The 21,109-nt window shown below is 70.4% G+C and carries 11 protein-coding genes; 8 read left to right on the forward strand and 3 right to left on the reverse strand.

Annotated features, from left to right (window positions below; genetic code table 11):
• Window positions 1-256 precede the first annotated feature (256 nt).
• Entirely contained in the window at window positions 257-3,259 is a 3,003-nt protein-coding gene (locus ABT025_RS15240; protein WP_350994000.1) for a bifunctional [glutamine synthetase] adenylyltransferase/[glutamine synthetase]-adenylyl-L-tyrosine phosphorylase, read from the forward strand.
• Window positions 3,260-3,461: 202 nt separating this feature from the next.
• Here the strand turns inward: ABT025_RS15240 and ABT025_RS15245 are convergent, their stop codons facing one another.
• Window positions 3,462-4,364, reverse strand: coding sequence for a phosphatase PAP2 family protein (locus tag ABT025_RS15245; RefSeq protein WP_350994048.1), 903 nt, complete (start codon window positions 4,362-4,364; stop codon window positions 3,462-3,464).
• A gap of 135 nt (window positions 4,365-4,499) precedes the next feature.
• Window positions 4,500-5,567, reverse strand: a complete 1,068-nt coding sequence (locus ABT025_RS15250) for a LacI family DNA-binding transcriptional regulator (RefSeq protein ID WP_350994002.1) — start codon at window positions 5,565-5,567, stop codon at window positions 4,500-4,502.
• Window positions 5,568-5,949: 382 nt separating this feature from the next.
• Here ABT025_RS15250 and ABT025_RS15255 point away from each other — a divergent pair, with 382 nt between their 5' ends.
• The 5 genes from ABT025_RS15255 to ABT025_RS15275 all read left to right on the forward strand — a co-directional run bounded on the left by ABT025_RS15255 (window position 5,950) and on the right by ABT025_RS15275 (window position 12,106).
• Entirely contained in the window at window positions 5,950-7,227 is a 1,278-nt protein-coding gene (locus ABT025_RS15255; protein ID WP_350994004.1) for an extracellular solute-binding protein, read from the forward strand.
• A 21-nt stretch (window positions 7,228-7,248) separates the two neighbouring features.
• Window positions 7,249-8,265, forward strand: coding sequence for a carbohydrate ABC transporter permease (locus tag ABT025_RS15260; RefSeq protein WP_350994006.1), 1,017 nt, complete (start codon window positions 7,249-7,251; stop codon window positions 8,263-8,265).
• On the forward strand, window positions 8,262-9,140 hold the full coding sequence (locus tag ABT025_RS15265; RefSeq protein WP_350994008.1) for a sugar ABC transporter permease: 879 nt from the start codon (window positions 8,262-8,264) through the stop codon (window positions 9,138-9,140). The genes ABT025_RS15260 and ABT025_RS15265 overlap by 4 nt, the downstream gene beginning before the upstream one ends.
• Window positions 9,141-9,326: 186 nt before the next feature.
• A complete protein-coding gene (locus ABT025_RS15270; RefSeq protein WP_350994010.1) occupies window positions 9,327-11,054 on the forward strand; it encodes a glycoside hydrolase family 13 protein in 1,728 nt (575 codons plus the stop codon).
• Window positions 11,039-12,106 (forward strand): LacI family DNA-binding transcriptional regulator, encoded by a 1,068-nt coding sequence (locus tag ABT025_RS15275; RefSeq protein WP_350994013.1) that lies wholly within the window; start codon window positions 11,039-11,041, stop codon window positions 12,104-12,106. Before ABT025_RS15270 ends, ABT025_RS15275 begins: the two co-directional genes overlap by 16 nt.
• Before the next feature lie 164 nt (window positions 12,107-12,270).
• On the opposite strand, the gene ABT025_RS15280 is transcribed toward ABT025_RS15275, so the two are convergent.
• A complete protein-coding gene (locus ABT025_RS15280; RefSeq protein WP_350994050.1) occupies window positions 12,271-13,086 on the reverse strand; it encodes a DUF8017 domain-containing protein in 816 nt (271 codons plus the stop codon).
• 762 nt (window positions 13,087-13,848) lie between these two features.
• On the opposite strand from ABT025_RS15280, the gene ABT025_RS15285 reads away from it, so the two are divergent.
• Together ABT025_RS15285 and pulA are read left to right on the forward strand one after the other, a co-directional pair.
• A complete protein-coding gene (locus ABT025_RS15285) occupies window positions 13,849-15,579 on the forward strand; it encodes a carbohydrate-binding module family 20 domain-containing protein (protein WP_350994016.1) in 1,731 nt (576 codons plus the stop codon).
• Window positions 15,580-15,660: 81 nt separating this feature from the next.
• Window positions 15,661-20,988, forward strand: coding sequence for a pullulanase-type alpha-1,6-glucosidase (gene pulA / locus ABT025_RS15290; RefSeq protein WP_350994018.1), 5,328 nt, complete (start codon window positions 15,661-15,663; stop codon window positions 20,986-20,988).
• Window positions 20,989-21,109 lie beyond the last annotated feature (121 nt).

Consider the following 21,109-nt stretch of genomic DNA (forward strand, 5'->3'; position numbering starts at 1 on the left):
ACGTTCGTCGTCCGAGGAGACGCCCCGGAGGGGCCTCGGACCTCCACCCACCGGGTAAGGCGCGCCCCGCGGGGCACCCGCACAAAAGCCTGTCGAGGGGGTCCCCCCATGCCCTTAAGGCTATGGGGGAGATTGAGGACGGAACCCCGCGCCAAGGACCCGGGTCATGAAACGGGCCGGGCACTCCACGAGAACATCAGGGCCCGGCTAGGCTCGGAAGGCTGGAGGCTGATCGGGCGGCGAGCAGGAGCGCGGAATGACGACGTTGCCGGGGCGCAGGAGCAGTACGTTCACCCGACTGCTGCGGCACGGTTTCACCGATCCGTCCGCCGCCGAGCGGCTCCTCGACCTTCCCGACCTGTCCTCCGTACGCTCCGACCCCGTCCTCCTCGAAGCCCTCGGGGCGACCGCCGACCCCGATCTGGCGCTGCGCGGCCTCGTCCGGCTCGTCGAGGCCGAGGAGGCCGACGAGCGGCAGATCCTGCTGGACACCCTCGTCACCGCCAAACCCCTGCGGGACCGGCTTCTCGGGGTGCTCGGGGCGTCCGAGGCCCTCGGCGACCACCTGGCCCGGCACCCGCGCGACTGGCAGGCCCTCGTCACGTACGAGGCGGCCGATCTGCACCCCGGGGTCCCCGAGTTCGAACGTGAGCTGGCCGGGGCCGGCGACCCGGACTCGTTGCGCGCCGCCTACCGCCGGTGCCTCCTGTCGATAGCGGCACGTGACGTGTGCGGTACGACGGACGTCGCCGAGACCGCCGCCGAGCTGGCCGACCTGGCCACCGCGACGCTCCGGGCCGCGCTCGCCATCGCGCGTACGGCCACGCCCGCCGACGCCGCGCAGTGCCGGCTCGCCGTCATCGCGATGGGCAAGTGCGGCGGCCACGAACTGAACTACGTCTCCGACGTCGACGTCATCTTCGTGGCGGAGCCCGCCGACCACGCCGACGGCGCCGGGGAGAGCGCGGCCATGCAGGCCGCCACCCGCCTGGCCGCGCACATGATGCGGATCTGCTCCGACACGACCGTCGAGGGCACCATCTGGCCCGTCGACGCCAACCTCCGGCCCGAAGGCCGCAACGGGCCGCTGGTGCGCACGCTCAGCTCGCACCTCGCCTACTACCAGCGCTGGGCCAAGACCTGGGAGTTCCAGGCGCTTCTCAAGGCCCGGCCGGTGGCCGGTGACCCCGAGCTGGGCGCCGAGTACGTCGAGGCCGTCTCGCCCCTCGTCTGGCAGGCCGCCGACCGCGAGAACTTCGTGCCCGACGTGCAGAAGATGCGTCGCCGCGTCGTCGACACCATCCCCGCCGACCGGGTCGACCGCGAGATCAAGCTCGGCCCCGGCGGTCTGCGGGACGTCGAGTTCGCCGTCCAGCTGCTCCAGCTCGTGCACGGCCGCAGCGACCCCGCCCTGCGCAGCGGATCGACCCTGGAGGCGCTGGGCGCGCTCGCCGAGGGCGGATACGTGGGCCGGGTGGACGCCGCCCAGCTGGACGACGCCTACCGCTTCCTGCGCGCCATGGAGCACCGCATCCAGCTCTACCGGCTGCGCCGCACCCATCTGGTCCCGGTGGACGAGCCGGACCTGCGGCGGCTCGGACGCTCCCTCGGTATGCGCACCGACCCCATCGCCGAGCTGAACCAGGCCTGGAAGCGGCACGCGTCCGTGGTGCGGCGGCTGCACGAGAAGCTGTTCTACCGGCCGCTGCTCGACGCCGTCGCCCAGCTCGCGCCCGGCGAGTCCCGGCTCAGCGCGAAGGCCGCCGCGCACCGCCTCGAAGCCCTCGGATACGAGGACCCGGCGGCCGCCCTGCGGCACCTGGAGGCGTTGTCGTCCGGAGTCTCGCGCAAGGCCGCCATCCAGCGCACCCTGCTGCCGGTGCTGCTCGGCTGGTTCGCCGACTCCGCCGACCCGGACGCCGGACTCCTCGGCTTCCGCAAGGTGTCCGACGCGCTCGGCAAGACCCCGTGGTACCTGCGACTGCTCCGCGACGAGGGCGCCGCGGCGGAGAACCTCGCCCGGGTCCTGTCGGCCGGGCGCCTCGCCCCCGACCTGCTGCTGCGCGCCCCCGAGGCGGTGGCGATCCTCGGCGACCCGCAGGGGCTGAAGCCGCGCAGCCGGGAGGCTCTGGAGCAGGAGGTGCTGGCCGCGGTGGGGCGGGCCGAGGACGCCGAATCGGCGGTGGCGGTGGTGCGCGGGGTGCGCCGGCGCGAACTGTTCCGTACGACGTCCGCCGACCTCATCGGCTCCTACGGCACCGAGGACAGCCCCGCCGAACCCGACCCCGGGGCGCTCGTCGACCGGGTCGGCAGCGCCGTCACCGATCTGAACGCCGTCACGATCGCCGGGGCGCTGCGCGCCGCCGTCCGCGCGGAGTGGGGCGACACCCTGCCCACGCGGTTCGCGGTGATCGGCATGGGCCGCTTCGGCGGCCACGAGCTGGGATACGGCTCCGACGCGGACGTCCTGTTCGTGCACGCGCCCAGGGAGGGCGTCGACGACCAGGAGGCGAGCCGGGCCGCGAACCGGGTCGTCGCCGAGATGCGACGGCTCCTCCAGCTGCCCACCGCCGACCCGCCGCTGCTCATCGACGCGGATCTGCGCCCCGAGGGCAAGAGCGGGCCGCTGGTGCGCACCCTGAAGTCGTACGAGGCCTACTACCGGCGCTGGTCGCTGGTCTGGGAGAGCCAGGCACTGCTGCGCGCCCAGCCGATGGCCGGCGACATCGACCTGGGCCGTGACTTCATCGAGCTCATCGACCCGCTGCGGTATCCGGTGGAGGGACTGGGAGAGGACGCGGTCCGGGAGATCCGGCGGCTGAAGGCCCGGATGGAGTCCGAGCGGCTGCCGCGTGGCGCGGACTCGACCCTGCACACCAAGCTGGGCCGGGGCGGGCTGAGCGACGTGGAGTGGACGGTCCAGCTGATGCAGATGCAGCACGGCTGGGCGGAGCCGGGACTGCGCACCACCCGGACCAGGGAGGCGCTGGCCGCGGCGTGCGCGGCGGAGCTGATCTCCGGCGAGGACGCGCAGACGCTGGACGAGGCGTGGGTGCTGGCGACACGGGTCCGCAACGCGGTGATGCTGGTGCGCGGCCGGCCGGCCGACACGTTCCCGTCCGGGCCGCGGGAGCTGACCGCGGTGGGGCGGTATCTGGGGTACGAGCCCGGGCACGTCGGTGACATGTTGGACGACTACCGGCGGATCACGCGGCGGGCTCGGGCAGTGATGGAGGAGCGGTTCTACGGGGCTGCGTGAGGGGCCCTCGCGGGGCCCCTGCCGGGACGTTGCAGGGCGATGAGGCTGCGGTCGTGAGGGCGCGCGGTGTGCGTGCGTGGACGTGTGCCGGTGCGGGCGAGGTGCGTGTGCGCTGCGTGGGCGGGTGCGTCCGGGGTTCCGGGGCGCTGCCGCGCCCCCGCTCCTCAAGCGCCGAGGGGCTTGAGGAGCCCGGCCCGCTTGATCAGTTGCCGCCCGCCGCCGCCTTCTGGGCATGCGGGCGCTTCGTCACCGCCGCCAGGCGCGGGCGGCGGGTGGGTTTCGGCGGAATCAGCTTCGGCAGGTGGTGCGGCAGCGCTCCGTACCACGCGTACGACACCGCGTAACCGAAGGCCAGACACGCCATGCCGCCCACCGCGTCCAGCCAGAAGTGGTTCGCGGTCGCCACGATCACGATCAGGGTCACCGCCGGGTAGAGCAGGCCCAGGATGCGCGCCCACGGCGCGGAGGCCAGTGCGAAGACGGTCAGGCCGCACCACAGCGACCAGCCGATGTGCATCGACGGCATCGCCGCGTACTGGTTCGACATCTGCTTGAAGTTGCCCGAAGCCATCGAACCCCAGGTCTGGTGGACCATGACCGTGTCGATGAAGTTGCCGCCGTTCATCAGCCGGGGCGGAGCCAGCGGGTACAGGTAGTAGCCGAGCAGAGCCACCGCCGTGGTCGCGAACAGCGCCAGGCGGGCCGGTGCGTAGCGGCCCGGGTGGCGGCGGAACAGCCAGATGAGCACACCGATGGTGACGACGAAGTGCAGCGTCGCGTAGTAGTAGTTCATCGACACGATCAGCCATGTCACCGAGTTGACCGCGTGGTTGACCGACTGCTCCACGGCGATTCCCAGGAACCGCTCGACCGACCACAGCCAGTCGGCGTTGGAGAGGGCCGCCGTCTTCTGTTCCGGGACGGCGTTGCGCACCAGCGAGTACAGCCAGTAACTGACCGCGATCAGCAGGATTTCGAACCAGATGCGTGGTCGCCGTGGCGACCGTGGCGAGCGGAGTCCGGCCAGACCGCGGTCGAGCAGTCTGCTGATCCGGTTCGCTTCGCCGTTCTGCTTCGCATTCGCCTCGGGAGCCGCCTCGTTCACGATGGGTGACGGGGTGGCCTCCGTGCGGCCTTCCTGTGGTTTCACGCTCAATTCACCCATAGGCACAGAGTCTGCCAGATTTGCCCCCTCCGCCTGATGATCCTCCGGTCGGGAGCGGGTTGCACGTCCTGCGGGCTACGGGCGCGCGTGGGATCCTGGGACGGCCGGGGCGGCGGCGGCCGCGTCGGGACCGGGGCCCGCGGCGGTCGAGCCGCGCACGACCAGCTCCGGCATGAAGACGAACTCGCTGTGCGGGGCGGGCGTGCCGCCGATCTCCTCCAGGAGCGTGCGCACCGCGGCCTGTCCCATCGCCGTCACCGGCTGCCGGATCGTGGTCAGCGGCGGATCGGTGAACGCTATGAGCGGAGAGTCGTCGTAGCCGACCACCGAAAGGTCGCGCGGTACGTCCCTGGAGAGCCGGCGGGCGGCGCGGATCGCACCGAGCGCCATCATGTCGCTCGCGCACACCACCGCTGTGCAGCCCCGCTCCATCAGCGCCGAGGCGGCCGCCTGCCCGCCCTCCAGCGTGTACAGGGAGTGCTGGATCAGTTCCTCCACCTCGTCCGCGGTGAGGTTCAACTGTTCCTGCATCGTGGCGTGGAAGCCCTCGATCTTGCGGAGGACGGGCACGAAGCGCTTCGGGCCGACCGCCAGGCCGATCCGGGTGTGGCCCAGCGACACCAGGTGCGTGACCGCGAGTCGCATGGCGGCCCGGTCGTCCGGCGAGATGAACGGCGCCTGCACCTTGGGGGAGAAGCCGTTGACGAGGACGAAGGGGACGCCCTGGGCGCGCAGTTGTTCGTAGCGCTGCATGTCGGCCGAGGTGTCGGCGTGCAGTCCTGAGACGAAGATGATGCCCGAGACGCCCCGGTCGACCAGCATCTCCGTCAGCTCGTCCTCGGTGGAGCCGCCGGGCGTCTGGGTCGCCAGCACCGGGGTGTAACCCTGTCGCGTCAGTGCCTGGCCGATGACCTGGGCGAGCGCCGGGAAGATGGGGTTCTCCAGCTCGGGCGTGATCAGGCCGACGAGTCCCGCGCTGCGCCTGCGCAGACGTACGGGCCGTTCGTAGCCGAGGACGTCGAGCGCGGCAAGGACGGATTCGCGGGTGGCCGCAGCAACACCGGGCTTGCCGTTCAGTACACGGCTGACCGTCGCTTCGCTGACCCCCGCCTGAGTTGCGATATCGGCAAGCCGTGCGGTCATGGGACTGGACTGTACCGGGCGTGGGTCGGATTGCCCACCATGGACAGGAATCGTGCGACAGCTCCCGCGCGGGGGCTCGCGCGCACGGGCAGGAGTGGGCGCCCCCATGGCCCGGCAGCAACGTCTTGCAAGGTCTTGCGGCGCGGGAATGCGGGTCGCGGTCAGGTCGTCGCACTGCGGAATCAGGTGCGGGCACCCGCCACTGCCAGGGGTCAGGCACTCCCGTCAAGAGGCTTGACGGCAACCGTGAGGACACGCGAATGTAACGATCGCCGAAGCTTGCAGAAATCTTCCGCAAACTCTTTCGGCCGTCTTTCATCCTTGTTACGTTCACGTCGACCCGGCGCCGCGACGGAGCGGTACGGCAGTTGAAGGAGTTCAGATGCGACGTGGCATAACGGCCACCGCCCTGGTTGCGGGCCTGGCGCTCGCGGCGACCGCCTGCGGCAGCGATGACGACAGTTCCAACGGCACCTCCAAGAGCTCGGGCGAGCTCTCCGGCACCGTGACGTGGTGGGACACCTCCACCGCGGGCAGCGAGGACAAGGTCTTCAAGAAGATCGCCGAGGGCTTCGAGAAGGAGCACCCGAAGGTCGACGTCAAGTACGTCAACGTTCCCTTCGGTGACGCCCAGAACAAGTTCAAGAACGCGGCCCAGTCCGGCTCCGGCGCCCCCGACGTCATCCGCTCCGAGGTCGCCTGGACCCCCGAGTTCGCGGACCTCGACTACCTCGCCCCGCTGGACGGAACCCCGGCCCTGCAGAAGCCGGAGGACTTCCTGAAGCAGGCCGCGGCGTCCACCAAGTACGACGGCAAGACGTACGCGGTGCCGCAGGTCATCGACTCCATGGGCATCTTCTACAACAAGAAGATCTTCAAGGAGGCCGGCGTCGAGGTCCCGAAGTCGATCGACGAGCTGAAGTCCGTCTCGAAGAAGATCAAGGCCAAGACCGGCAAGACCGGCTTCTACCTGCGCGGCGACGACGCGTACTGGTTCCTGTCCTTCCTGTACGGCGAGGGCGGCGACATGGTCAACGCCGCCGACAAGTCCGTCACCATCGACAACGCGGCCGGCGTCAAGGCCATGAAGGTCGTCAAGGACCTCGTCGACTCCGGCGCCGCGAAGACCGACGCGACGGACGGCTGGGAGAACATGCAGTCGTCCTTCAAGGACGGCGATGTCGCGATGATGATCAACGGCCCGTGGGCCGTCGCCGACACGTACGCCGGCAAGGAGTTCAAGGACAAGGCGAACCTGGGCGTCGCCCCGGTCCCGGCCGGCTCCGCCGCGCAGGGTGCCCCGCAGGGTGGTCACAACCTGGCCGTCTACGCCGGTTCCAAGAACCTCGACGCCTCCTACGCCTTCGTCGACTACATGACCTCCGTCAAGACGCAGGCCCAGGTCACCAAGGAGCTCAACCTCCTGCCGACCCGCACCTCCGCCTACGCCGAGGAAGCCGTCGTCGACAACGAGATCGTCGGCTTCTTCAAGCCGGTCGTCGAGAGCGCCGTCGAGCGCCCCTGGATCCCGGAGACCGGCAGCCTCTTCGCGCCGCTCGTCACCGAGTACACCAAGGTCCTCACCGGCCAGACCTCCCCGGAGAAGGCCGTCAAGACGACCGGCGACTCCTACCGCAAGCTCCTCAAGGGCTGGAAGTAACTCAGGAAGGCAGGCCGACTGATGGCTGTCCACACCAGCCAGTCGGTGGCGAAGGCCGCGGGCGACGACGTCGCCCGCGGCCGGAGCCGCGGTACTGGTAACCCCCCGCCCCCGAGCAAGCTCCGGCGGGCTCTGTCGACGCACTGGTACGCCTGGACCATGGTCGCGCCCGTCGTGATCGTGATCGGCGTGATCATCGGGTATCCGCTGGTCCGCGGCATCTACCTGTCGCTGACCGACGCCAACGAGCGCAACGTCGCGCGGTCCATCGGTGTCAACCACAGCCCCGCCACGTACGAGTTCGTGGGGCTGGACAACTACGCCGACGCGCTCACCGGTGACCAGTTCCTCGGCACGCTCGGGTGGACCCTGGTGTGGACGGTCTCCTGTGTGGCCATCACCTTCGCCCTCGGCATGGCACTCGCGAACATCCTCAACCGCAGGATCGCCGGGCGCTCCGCCTACCGGATGGCGCTCATCCTGCCCTGGGCCATCCCCGGCTTCGTCTCCGTCTTCGCCTGGCGCTTCCTCTACAACGAGGACCGCGGGCTGCTCAACAAGGTCCTCTCCGGCGGCGGCTTCGACGGCATCGCCTGGCTCGACGACCCCACCTGGGCGAAGATCTCCGTCATCGCCGTCAACGTGTGGCTCGGTGTGCCGTTCATGATGGTCGCCCTCCTCGGCGGGCTCCAGTCCATCCCCAGCGAGCACTACGAGGCCGCCGAGATGGACGGCGCCACCGCCTGGCAGCGCTTCCGGCACATAACACTGCCCGGACTGCGGCCCGTCTCCACGACGGTGATCCTGCTCTCCACCATCTGGACCTTCAACATGTTCCCGGTGATCTTCCTGCTCACCCGCGGCGGACCCGGCGAGGCCACCCAGATCCTGGTCACCCAGGCGTACAAGTTCTCCTTCGAGGTCAGCCCGCGCGACTTCGCGCAGTCCTCCACCTGGGGCGTACTGATCCTCGTACTCCTGCTGCTCTTCGCCGCCGTGTACCGGCGAGTCCTCCGCACCCAGGGAGACGACTGGTGACCACCGCAACCACCTCCACCGCGCGGCACTCCGCGCCCAAGGTCCGGCTGCGGGGCGAGCGTTCACCGCTGGCCTCCACCGCACTGCACCTGACGCTGATCGTCGCGTCCGTGATCGCGGTCTTCCCCGTGCTCTGGGTCCTGCTCACCTCGCTGAAGCCCGCCGAATTCGCGACCACCACGGACTTCTTCAAAGAGACGACCTTCGAGAACTACACGAACCTGCTCCAGAACACGAAGTTCCTGACATGGTTCGGCAACTCGGTCGTCGTCGCGGGTCTCACCACACTCCTCGGAGTGATCGTCTCCGCCTCCACCGGCTACGCGGTCAGCCGCTTCCGCTTCCCCGGCAAGCGCGGACTGATGTGGACGCTGCTGATCACGCAGATGTTCCCCGTCGCCGTCCTCATCGTGCCGATCTACAACATCATGGCGGGCATGGGGCTGCTCAATAAGCCGGCCGGTCTGGTCATCACCTACCTCACCATCTCGGTGCCCTTCTGCGCCTGGATGATGAAGGGCTTCTTCGACACCATCCCGCGCGAGATCGACGAGTCGGGCCAGGTCGACGGCCTCACCCCGTTCGGCACGTTCTGGCGGCTCATCCTGCCGCTGGCCAAGCCCGGCCTCGCCGTCACCGCGTTCTACTCCTTCATCACCGCCTGGGGCGAGGTGGCGTACGCCTCCGCCTTCATGGTCGGCGAGGACAACCTCACGCTCGCCGGCGGACTCCAGCTGTTCGTCAACCAGTACGGAGCCCAGTGGGGCCCGATGACGGCCGCGTCCGTGCTGATCGCGATACCCGCGGCCCTGGTCTTCCTGTTCGCGCAGAAGCACCTCGTCACCGGCATGTCCGCCGGAGCCGTCAAGGGCTGACCCGGGAGGGTGCTGACGATCGCGCCGGGCGCCCGGCACGCGACACCGCTCGCCGGTCCGGCCGAGACCGTCAGCACCCTCCCCGCGGCAGCACGGCCGTACGACCCGCACGCACCAAGTCACGGTGGCGCCGGCATCCCGACCCGGTCCCGGCGCCACCCCCCACCCAGACACCCCAGGGACGACATGACCCAGCACCTCGCTGCCCCCTCCACCGGCACGTCCGACGACGCCCCGGGCCACCGCACCGGCTGGTGGCAGGACGCGGTGATCTACCAGGTCTATCCGCGCAGTTTCGCCGACGGCAACGGCGACGGCATGGGCGATCTCGCAGGCGTCACCGCCCGGCTCCCGTACCTCAGGGACCTCGGCGTCGACGCGGTGTGGCTCAGCCCCTTCTACGCCTCCCCGCAGGCCGACGCGGGCTACGACGTCGCCGACTACCGGGCCATCGACCCGATGTTCGGCACGCTGCTGGACGCCGACGCCCTGATCCGGGACGCCCACGACCTGGGCCTGCGGATCATCGTCGACCTGGTGCCCAACCACTCCTCCGACCAGCACGAGTGGTTCAAGCGCGCGCTCGCCGAGGGCCCCGGCTCCGCCCTGCGCGACCGCTACCACTTCCGCGCCGGCAAGGGCGCCGACGGCGAACTCCCGCCCAACGACTGGGAGTCCATCTTCGGTGGACCGGCCTGGACCCGGACCACCGACCCGGACGGCACACCCGGCGACTGGTACCTCCACCTCTTCGCTCCCGAGCAGCCCGACTTCAACTGGGAACACCCGGCCGTCGCCGACGAATTCCGCTCGATCCTGCGCTTCTGGCTCGACATGGGCGTCGACGGCTTCCGGGTCGACGTCGCACACGGCCTCGTCAAGGCCGAGGGACTGCCCGACCTGGGCGCGCACGACCAGCTGAAGCTGCTCGGAAACGATGTCATGCCGTTCTTCGACCAGGACGGTGTGCACGAGATCTACCGCAGCTGGCGCACCATCCTCGACGAGTACCCCGACACCATGGGGTCCGAAGCGCCTTCGCCGGAGGGGCGGCGGCAGGCGACGGGCGGGCGCATCGCGGTGGCCGAGGCCTGGACCCCGACCGTCGAGCGCACCGCCAACTACGTGCGCCCGGACGAGATGCACCAGGCCTTCAACTTCCAGTACCTGGCCACCGCCTGGGACGCGGCCGAGCTGCGCGCCGTCATCGACACCTCGCTGAACGCGATGGGTCCGGTCGGCGCGCCCACCACCTGGGTGCTCTCCAACCACGACGTCACCCGGCACGCGACCCGCTTCGCCAACCCGGCCGGCCTCGGCACCCAGATCCGCACCGCGGGCGACCGCGAGCTGGGCCTGCGCCGGGCCCGTGCGGCCAGCCTGCTGATGCTGGCGCTGCCCGGCTCCGCCTACGTCTACCAGGGCGAGGAGCTCGGCCTGCCCGACGTCACCGACCTGCCCGACGAGGCCCGCCAGGACCCGTCGTTCTTCCGGGCCGAGGGCCAGGACGGCTTCCGCGACGGCTGCCGCGTGCCGATCCCGTGGACCCGTGAGGGCAGCTCGTACGGCTTCGGCGAAGGCGGCAGCTGGCTGCCGCAGCCCGCGGGCTGGGGCGAGCTGAGCATCGAGGCCCAGGCCGGCGTGTCCGGCTCCACCCTGGAGCTGTACCGGGCCGCGATCGCCGCCCGCCGGGTGCACCCGGGGCTCGGCGCCGGAACGGCGGTGGAGTGGCTGGACGGCCCCGAGGGCGTACTGGTCTTCGCCCGCCCCGGCTTCGTCTGCACCGTGAACACGACGGGCACCCCGGTCCGCATCCCCGTGCGCGGCACCGTCCTGCTGTCCAGCACCCCGGTCGCCGCCGACGGCGCCGAGATCGAGCTGCCGGCGGACACCACGGTGTGGTGGACGGTGTGAGTGTTCCCCTGCCGCGAGGCCCCGGCACGGGCGGCGCGCTGAGACTGTCGGACATCGCCGGACAGGCGTCCGTCAGCGAGGCGACCGTCAGCCGGGTGCTCAACGGCAAGCCGGGCGTCGCGGACACCACGCGTCAGCGGGTGCTCGCGGCGCTCGACATCCTGGGCTACGAACGTCCTGTACGGCTGCGGCAGCGCAGCGCCGGCCTGATCGGACTGGTGACGCCCGAGCTCACCAACCCGATCTTCCCGGCGTTCGCGCAGTCCGTGGAGCAGGTCCTGGCGGGGCACGGCTACACGCCGGTGCTCTGCACCCAGCTGCCCGGCGGTGCCACGGAGGACGAGCTCGTCGAGCAGCTCGTCGAACGCGGCGTCGGGGGCATAGTGTTCCTCTCCGGACTGCACGCCGACACCTCGGCCGACCCGGCGCGCTACGCCGCGCTGACCGACCGCGGCGTGCCGTTCGTACTGATCAACGGCTACAACGAGCGGATCAGCGCCCCGTTCGTCTCGCCCGATGACAACGCTGCCGTGCGGATGGCCGTGGGGCATCTCGCCGAGCTCGGCCACCGCCGGGTCGGTCTGGCCATCGGACCGCAGCGCTATGTGCCCTCACGCCGCAAGCGGGACGGGTTCGTGGACGCCGCGGTCTCGTTGCTGGGCCTGGACCGCACCGACGCCGAAACCCTGGTCTGTTCCACGCTGTTCAGCGTCGAGGGCGGTCAGGTGGCGGCCGGTGCCCTGCTGGACCAGGGCTGCACGGGCATCGTCTGCGGCAGTGACCTGATGGCGCTGGGCGTGGTGCGTGCTGCCCGGGACCGAGGGCTCGACGTGCCGCGCGACGTGTCCGTGGTCGGGTTCGACGACTCGCAGCTCATCGCGTTCACCGACCCGCCGCTGACCACGGTGCGCCAGCCGGTACAGGCGATGGCGGCGGCCGCGGTGGGCGCGCTGCTGGAGGAGATAGGCGGAAGTCCCGTACAGCGCACGGAGTACGTGTTCCAGCCGGAGCTGGTGGTACGGGGGTCCACGGCGGCGCTGCGCAGCGCCTGAACGCGGGCGGAATCGGGGCCGGGTCCGGAGGGGGGACCCGGCCCCGACGCGCGTCCTCGGGCCGGCGCCGCGAGCGCGGAGCGCACGCGGGGCGGTGATTCCGGTGGGACGGCGGACGGCGGGCCCGGCGGGATCGGCGGTGACGTCCGCGACTGCCGCATCCCTCAGCCCTCCCCGTCGCCCTCCTTGAAAAGCCGTACCGTGCCGAGGATCTGACGGATCGTGGTGTCGGACACCTCGTCGGGCACCCCGTGCGCCCCGAAGTAGGTCCACGACACGAAGCCGCCCGCCGCGTTCTTGAAGGCGAACGTCATCGCCTTGCCGTCGGTGTCGCACTTGCCCTTCTTCGCCGATCCGGACGACGTGACGGTCACGAGGCTGCCCTCGACGCCCGTCTTCGTCCGGTACGACTCGGGCTCACCGATCGTGAGGCGGGTTCGGTCGGGCTGGGTGTAGGCGCCGTAGACCCAGGTCTTCGCGGTGTCCTCGGCGGCCTCGGCAGCGCTCTTCGAGCCCTTCTCCCCGGTGGTGCCCGTCGAGGCGAGCGGGGTGTCCTCCTCGGTGCCGTTCCTGTCGTCGTCGGACGTGCACCACTTCTCCTTGAGGACCGCCGGGGCCATCATCGCGACCAGCGGCTTCTCCTCGGGGTCGTCGTCCTCCGCGACGTAGCTGACCCAGCTCGCGGACTGCCGGGCCCAGGAGGCGGGCACGTCGAAGGTGATGCCGCGCTTGGCGTTGACCACCGTGTTCCAGCCGGGGACGAGCGGACCCGAGCCGCTCCCGGCCGCGGACCGGTCCGTGCCGTCGGGGCTCGCCGAGCCCGTCGCCGCGGGTTCGGTGCCGGCCTTCGCGTTGCCCTCGCCCCCGTCGTCGCGGAGCACCAGGAAGCCGGTCACGCCGCAGGCCACGACGACCGCCGCGGAAGCGGCCACGACGGCGGTCACGGTCCTGTTCCGGCGGCGGGGCCCGGTTGTACCCATGCCGAGTGTGGGTGCGGCGTGCCAGTCGGGGCCCGGCAGGCCGGACTGCGGGGGAGTCGAACCGGGGTACTCGGCCCGCGGGTCCGGCTGATCACGGGGCGACTGCTGTTCTGGCCACATGGGAGGCGAGTCTAGTGAGGCCTGCCGGGCCTGCCGCGGCGGTGCGGTTCCTGACGGACCGTCACCGTGCGCGAGTGGAACGGGACTGTGGGGTCACGCACAGGAGAGGCCCCGAGACCGGCCCGGATGGGCCGGCGGGGAAGCGGCCTCGGGGCCTTTCCGGTGGTGTGACCGGCCCGGCCGGCCGGGCGCGTGGGGCCCGTGGGTGACGGGACCCCCGGCCGACCGGACCGGAGTCGGGAGAAAGGTAACAGCGCTGCAATGTCTTGCGTAAGACCTTGCAGGAAGAAATCTGCAGTATTTCGCGGATGTGAGCAGGTCGTGTCCAAAGGGTTGACCGGAACCTGACGGACTCGTACGGTCTCCCCGCGGCAAGGTTTGCATTCTTGCAGCAAGAACATTCAGGAGCCTTGAGGGCAGGGCGCGTTGCCGTATGAGGCTGCGAGGCGCGGGTTGCCTCGGACCGGAGAGCGGACGTGGTCTGGTGCGTGCGATTCCAAGGCGGAGGAGGGAGCCGGCGCGGAGCGTCGGCGACCGACCGCAACGCCGGAAGCGTGTGCGCCAGGGCTTGGACGCCCGGTCGGAGGTAACGCGAAAGCCTCTGAACCGTCACCCGCATTTCCCCCACAGCAGGAGGAAAACATGGCCAGCAGACCCCTGTCTGCCGCGCTCGCTCTGATAGCGGGCGCCGCCGCCCTCGTGGTCCCCGCCACGAACGCACAGGCCTCCGCCCCGGGCACCAAGGACGTCACCGCCGTCCTCTTCGAGTGGAAGTTCGACTCCGTGGCCAAGGCGTGCACGGACTCCCTCGGCCCGGCCGGCTACGGCTACGTGCAGGTCTCGCCGCCCCAGGAGCACATCCAGGGCGGGCAGTGGTGGACCTCGTACCAGCCGGTCAGCTACAAGATCGCCGGACGGCTCGGCGACCGCACCTCGTTCGCCAACATGGTCAGCACCTGCCACAGCGCGGGCGTCAAGGTCGTGGCCGACTCGGTCATCAACCACATGTCGGCCGGTTCCGGCACGGGCACGGGCGGGTCCTCGTACAGCAAGTACGACTACCCCGGCCTGTACTCGGTCAACGACATGAACGACTGCCAGTCGCAGATCAACAACTACGGCGACCGGGCCAACGTCCAGAACTGCGAACTCGTCGGCCTGGCCGACCTGGACACCGGTGAGGACTACGTCCGCGGCAAGATCGCCGGATACCTCAACGACCTGCTCTCCCTGGGCGTCGACGGCTTCCGCATCGACGCGGCCAAGCACATCCCCGCCGGTGACCTCGCCAACATCAAGTCCCGGCTGAGCAACTCCGGCGTCTACTGGAAGCAGGAGGCGATCTACGGCGGCGGCGAGGCCGTATCGCCCGACGAGTACGCCGGCACCGGCGACGTCCAGGAGTTCCGCTACGCCCGCAGCCTCAAGCAGACCTTCAACAACGAGAACCTCGCCAACCTGAAGAACTTCGGCGAGGGCTGGGGCTTCATGTCCTCCTCGAAGGCCGCGGTGTTCGTCGACAACCACGACACCGAGCGCAACGGCGAGACGCTGAACTACAAGGACGGTGCGAACTACACCCTCGCCAGCGTGTTCATGCTGGCCTGGCCCTACGGCTCGCCCGACGTCCACTCCGGCTACGAGTGGTCCGACAAGGACGCCGGCCCGCCCAGCGGCGGCACGGTGAACGCCTGCTTCAGCGACGGCTGGAAGTGCCAGCACGCCTGGACCGAGATCTCCTCCATGGTCGGCTTCCGCAACACCGCACGCGGTGAGGCCGTCACCAACTGGTGGGACAACGGCGGCGACCAGATCGCCTTCGGCCGCGGCTCCAAGGCATACGTCGCGATCAACCACGAGGGCTCCTCGCTGACCCGTACGTTCCAGACCTCGCTGGCCGCCGGCGACTACTGCGACGTCCAGTCCGGCAAGGGCGTCACGGTCAACGGCTCCGGCCAGTTCACCGCCACGCTCGGCGCCAACACGGCACTCGCCCTCCAGACGGGTGCCCGCACCTGCACCGGCGGCGGCACCGACCCGACCGACCCGACGGACCCGACCGACCCCGGCACGGGAACGTCCGGTGCCTCCTTCGGCGTCAACGCCACCACCCAGCTCGGCCAGAACATCTACGTCACCGGCAACCAGTCCGCGCTCGGCAGCTGGAACCCCGCCGCCGCGCCGAAGCTGGACCCGGCCACGTACCCCGTCTGGAAACTCGACGTGAGCCTGCCCGCCGGCACGTCGTTCGAGTACAAGTACGTCCGCAAGGACGCGAGCGGCAACGTCACCTGGGAGAGCGGTGCCAACCGCACGGCCACGGTGCCGTCCTCCGGCAAGGTCACGCTGACCGCCGACGTCTGGCGCAGCTGACTCCCTTGCGCCTCACCTGCCGGACGGGCCCCACCGGCCCGTCCGGCCCTGCACCACCCGTACCCGTCGAGGAGAACCCGAGTGATACGTCCGTACCCGCGCGTGTCCGCGCGAAGAGCGGCGCCCGCCGCCGTCGTCGCGGCCGCCCTGTGCGCGGCCCTCGTGCCCGCGCTGCCCGCCGCCGCGGCCAGGCCGCCCGCCGCGCCGTCGGACGCCAGGATGGCGGCCCAGCCCGACCGCCACGACCTGACGCGTGAGCAGTTCTACTTCGTCATGCCCGACCGGTTCGCCAACGGCGACACCGGCAACGACCGGGGCGGGCTGACCGGTTCGCGGCTGGAGACCGGGTACGACCCCACCGACAAGGGCTTCTACCAGGGCGGCGACCTCAAGGGGATGACCAGCCGCCTCGACTACATCAAGGGGCTCGGCACCACCGCCATCTGGCTCGCCCCGATCTTCAAGAACCGCCCCGTCCAGGGCACGGGCAAGGACGCGTCAGCCGGCTACCACGGCTACTGGATCACCGACTTCACCCAGGTCGACCCGCACTTCGGCACCAACGCCGACCTGACGAAGCTGATCGAACAGGCCCACCGCAAGGGCATGAAGGTCTTCTTCGACGTCATCACCAACCACACCGCCGACACCGTCGACTACGCCGAGAAGACCTACGGCTACAAGCCCAAGGGCGCCTACCCCTACCTCGACCGCGACGGCCGGCCCTTCGACGACGCCGCGGGCATGGCCAAGACGGACGCCGACTCCTTCCCGTACAAGCCGGTCACCACCGGCGGCAAGACGCCGTCCTGGCTCAACGACCCCACGATGTACCACAACCGCGGCGACTCGACCTATGCCGGCGAGTCCACCACGTACGGCGACTTCTCCGGGCTCGACGACCTGTGGACCGAGCGGCCCGAGGTCGTCTCCGGCATGGAGAAGATCTACGAGAAGTGGGTCCGCGACTTCGACATCGACGGCTTCCGGATCGACACCGTCAAACACGTCGACCTGGACTTCTGGACCCAGTGGGCGACCGCGCTCGACACCTACGCGGCCAAGCACGGCCGCAAGGACTTCTTCATGTTCGGCGAGGTCTACTCCGCCGACACCGCGATCACGTCCCCCTACGTCACCCAGGGGCGGCTGGACGCGACGCTCGACTTCCCGTTCCAGGAAGCGGCCCGCCAGTACGCCTCGCAGGGCGCCCCGGCCTCGAAGCTCGCCGCCGTCTTCGCCGACGACTACCGGTACACCACCGACAAGGCCAACGCCTACGAGCAGGTGACCTTCCTCGGCAACCACGACATGGGCCGCATCGGCACCTTCCTCAAGCAGGACAACCCGAAGGCCGATGACGCCGAGCTGGTCAAGCGCGCCGAGCTCGCCAACGAGCTGATGTTCCTCAGCCGCGGCAACCCCGTCGTCTACTACGGCGACGAGCAGGGCTTCACGGGCGCCGGCGGCGACAAGGACGCCCGCCAGACGATGTTCGCCTCGAAGACCGCGGACTACCTCGACGACGACGAGCTGGGCACGGACCGTACGCACGCCTCCGACGCGTACGACACCACGCACCCGCTCTACCGGTCCATCGCCGCGCTCTCCGAGCTCACCGCGAAGAACCCGGCGCTGCGCGACGGCGTCCAGACCGAGAGGTACGCGGAGGGCTCCGTCTACGCCTTCTCCCGCACGGACCCCGAGCGCGCCAACGAGTACGTCGTCGCCACCAACAACGGCACCGCGGCGAAGACCGTCGAGTTGTCCACGGAGTCCGCCGGGATGGACTTCCGTACGCTGTACGGCGGTTCCGGCACGGTCCGCAGCGGCGCCGACAAGAAGATCACCGTCACCGTCCCGGCGCTGTCCAGCATCGTGCTCCGCGCCGCGAAGACCCTGAACGCCCCCGCGGCCAAGCCCTCGATCACGCTGAAGGCACCGGCAGCCGGCGCCACCGGCACCGTCGAGCTCACCGCCGACGTCGACGGCGGCTCCCTCAACCGGGTCGTCTTCGCCGCCCAGACCGGCAACGGCAAGTGGACCACCCTCGGCACCGCCGACCACGCCCCGTACAAGGTCACCCAGACCATCGGTGACACGACCGCGGCCGGAACGCCGCTGCGCTACAAGGCCGTTGTGGTCGACCGCAGCGGACGCACCGCGAGCGCGCTCGCCGCGTCGACCGCCGGACAGGCCCCCGTCCCGGCGAAGCCCGTCGCCGTCGAACGCGACTACGCCGTCATCCACTACAAGCGCGCCGACGGCGACTACGACGGCTGGCAGGCCAGGTCGGGCGAGGCCACCGCCGCCTTCGCCGGCCGGGACGCCTACGGCGCCTTCGCCTGGATCAAGGTGCCCGAGGGCGCCTCCGCGGTCCCGTACACCGTCGAGAAGGCCGGCACCGCCGACGGGGCCGAGCGCACCGTCGACCTCGCCAGGACCGGCCAGGTCTGGATCGAGCAGGGCAAGGACGGCCAGACCGACACCGCCCCCGACGGCGCCTACCCCGCACCGGACACCACCAAGGCGGTCCTGCACTACTACCGGGCCGACGGCGACTACGACGGCTGGGGACTGCACACCTGGACCGGCGCCAAGGAGCCCACCGACTGGTCCAAGCCGCTCCAGCCCGTGAAGAAGGACGCCTCGGGCCTCACCTACGAGGTTCCGCTCGCCGACGGGGCCACCTCGCTCAGCTACATCCTGCACCGCGGCGACGAGAAGGACCTGCCCAGCGACCAGTCGCTCGACATCGCGAGCTACGGCCACGAGGTCTGGATGCTCGGCGGTACGGCCGGCTATCTGCTGCCGCAGACCGGCGGTGTGCCCGCCCCCGACCTCACCAAGGCCGAGGCGCAGTGGATCGACTCCGACACCGTCGTGTGGAAGGTGAAGGCCACCGACGCCACCAGCCAGCAGCTCGTCTACGCATCGAGCGGCGGCATCTCCGTCGTCGACGGCGCACTCTCCGACGAGGGCCGGTGGCTGCGGCTCAGCCCGTCCGCACTGACCGACGCGCAGAAGGCGAAGTATCCGCACCTCAAGGACTACCCGGCCTTCACCGTCGACGCCCGTGACCGGGACAGGGTCCGCGAGGCCCTGCGCGGCCAGCTGATCGCCACCCAGCGCGCCGCCAACGGCGCCCTGCTCGCCGCCACCGGCGTCCAGAGCGCCGGCGTGCTCGACGACCTCTACGGGACGAAGGCGAGCAGCGCCTCGCTCGGCCCGGTCTTCCGGAACGGCACGCCCACCCTGTCGGTCTGGGCGCCCACCGCACGTACCGTCTCCCTCGAACTCGACGGGAAGACCGTCCCGATGCGGCGCGACGACCGCACCGGCGTCTGGTCCGTCACCGGGAAGCGGAGCTGGAACGGCAAGCCCTACCGGTACGCCGTGAACGTCTGGGCACCCACCGTCCAGAAGCTCGTCACCAACAAGGTCACCGACCCCTACTCCACCGCGCTGACCACCGACTCCGCCCGGAGCCTCGTGGTCGACCTCCAGGACGCCAGGCTCGCGCCGAAGGGCTGGAGCGGGCTGGCCAAGCCCGCAGCCGTGCCGCTGCGCGACGCCCAGATCCAGGAACTCCAGATCCGCGACTTCTCGATCGCGGACCCCACGTCCAAGCACCCCGGCGAGTACCTCGCCTTCACCGACACCCGCTCGGACGGGATGAAGCACCTCAAGGAACTCGCCGGCTCCGGCACCAACTACGTCCACCTGCTGCCCGCCTTCGACATCGGCACCATCCCCGAGAAGAAGAAGGACCAGCAGAAGCCGGCCTGCGACCTGTCCGTCTACGCCCCCGACTCCGAGGAGCAGCAGGCCTGCGTGGCGAAGGCCGCCGCCAAGGACGCCTTCAACTGGGGCTACGACCCGCTGCACTACACCGTCCCCGAGGGCAGCTACGCCTCCGACCCCGACGGCACCCGGCGCACCGTCGAGTTCCGCCGGATGGTGCAGGGCCTCAACGGCGCCGGTCTGCGGACCGTCATGGACGTCGTCTACAACCACACCCTCGCCTCCGGCCAGGACGACAAGTCCGTCCTCGACCGGATCGTGCCCGGCTACTACCAGCGGCTCCTGGAGGACGGCACCGTCGCCACCTCCACCTGCTGCGCCAACACCGCGCCCGAGAACACCATGATGGGCAAGCTCGTCGTCGACTCGGTCGTCACCTGGGCCAGGGAGTACAAGGTCGACGGCTTCCGCTTCGACCTGATGGGCCACCACCCCAAGGCCAACATCCTGGCCGTGCGCAAGGCGCTCGACGCGCTGACGATCGCCAAGGACGGCGTCGACGGCAAGAAGATCATCCTGTACGGGGAGGGCTGGAACTTCGGCGAGATCGCCGACGACGCCCGCTTCGTCCAGGCCACCCAGAAGAACATGGCCGGCACCGGCATCGCCACCTTCTCCGACCGGGCCCGCGACGCCGTACGCGGCGGCTCCCCGTTCGACGAGGACCCCGGCGTGCAGGGCTTCGCCACCGGCCTCTACACCGACCCCAACACCTCCACCCACAACGGCACCGAGGCCGAGCAGAAGGCCCGGCTGCTCCACTACCAGGACCTGATCAAGGTCGGACTCACCGGCAACCTCGCCGACTACACCTTCACCGACACCACCGGCACCACGGTCAAGGGCTCGGGCGTCGACTACAACGGAGCCCCGGCCGGATACGCCGCGGTCCCCGGCGACGCGCTCGCCTACTCCGACGCCCACGACAACGAGACGCTGTACGACGCCCTCGCCTTCAAGCTCCCGGCGGGTACCTCGGCAGCCGACCGGGCCCGCATGCAGGTCCTGGCCATGGCGACGGCCACCCTCTCGCAGGGCCCCTCGCTCTCCCAGGCCGGCACGGACCTGCTGCGCTCCAAGTCGCTGGACCGCAACTCCTTCGACAGCGGCGACTGGTTCAACGCCCTGCACTGGGACTGCCGCGCAGGCAACGGCTTCGGCCGCGGACTGCCGCCGGCCGCCGACAACCAGGCGAAGTGGTCCTACGCCGGGCCGCTGCTGAGCAACACGGCGATCAGCCCCGGCTGCGCGCAGATCAACGGCGCCTCGGCCGCGTACCAGGACCTGCTCACCATCCGGTCCTCGGAGAAGGACTTCGGTCTCTCCACCGCCGGACAGGTGCAGTCCACGCTCTCCTTCCCGCTCTCCGGCAAGGACGAGACGCCGGGTGTGATCACCATGCGGCTCGGCAAGCTGGTCGTCGTCCTCAACGCCGCCCCCGGCGCGACCACCCAGAAGGTCGCCGCCCTGGCCGGGAAGAACTACGCACTGCACCCCGTCCAGGCGGCGGGCGCGGATCTTACCGTCAAGAAGTCCACGTACGAGAGGAGTTCGGGAAGCTTCACCGTTCCGGGACGCACGGTGGCGGTGTTCTCCCTGCGCTGACCCGCAACGGGACTACCGTATGGGCAGCCGCCGGGGAGAGCCGCAGCACCACACTCCCGGGCGCGCCCTCCGACTCCACCCGGCCGGTCCCGGCCCCTCTCCCGTACGCACCGGCGTCGAT

This window comes from Streptomyces sp. NPDC002809 (assembly GCF_040295435.1).
In the GTDB taxonomy this organism is placed as follows: Bacteria; Actinomycetota; Actinomycetes; order Streptomycetales; family Streptomycetaceae; genus Streptomyces.

Bases quoted from the DNA above. Each gene is read 5' to 3' on its own strand.
- ABT025_RS15240 (WP_350994000.1), top strand. From the start codon at position 257: ATGACGACGTTGCCGGGGCGCAGGAGCAGTACGTTCACCCGACTGCTG.
- ABT025_RS15250 (WP_350994002.1), bottom strand. From the start codon at position 5,567: ATGACCGCACGGCTTGCCGATATCGCAACTCAGGCGGGGGTCAGCGAA.
- ABT025_RS15255 (WP_350994004.1), top strand. From the start codon at position 5,950: ATGCGACGTGGCATAACGGCCACCGCCCTGGTTGCGGGCCTGGCGCTC.
- ABT025_RS15260 (WP_350994006.1), top strand. From the start codon at position 7,249: ATGGCTGTCCACACCAGCCAGTCGGTGGCGAAGGCCGCGGGCGACGAC.
- ABT025_RS15270 (WP_350994010.1), top strand. From the start codon at position 9,327: ATGACCCAGCACCTCGCTGCCCCCTCCACCGGCACGTCCGACGACGCC.
- ABT025_RS15280 (WP_350994050.1), bottom strand. From the start codon at position 13,086: ATGGGTACAACCGGGCCCCGCCGCCGGAACAGGACCGTGACCGCCGTC.
- ABT025_RS15285 (WP_350994016.1), top strand. From the start codon at position 13,849: ATGGCCAGCAGACCCCTGTCTGCCGCGCTCGCTCTGATAGCGGGCGCC.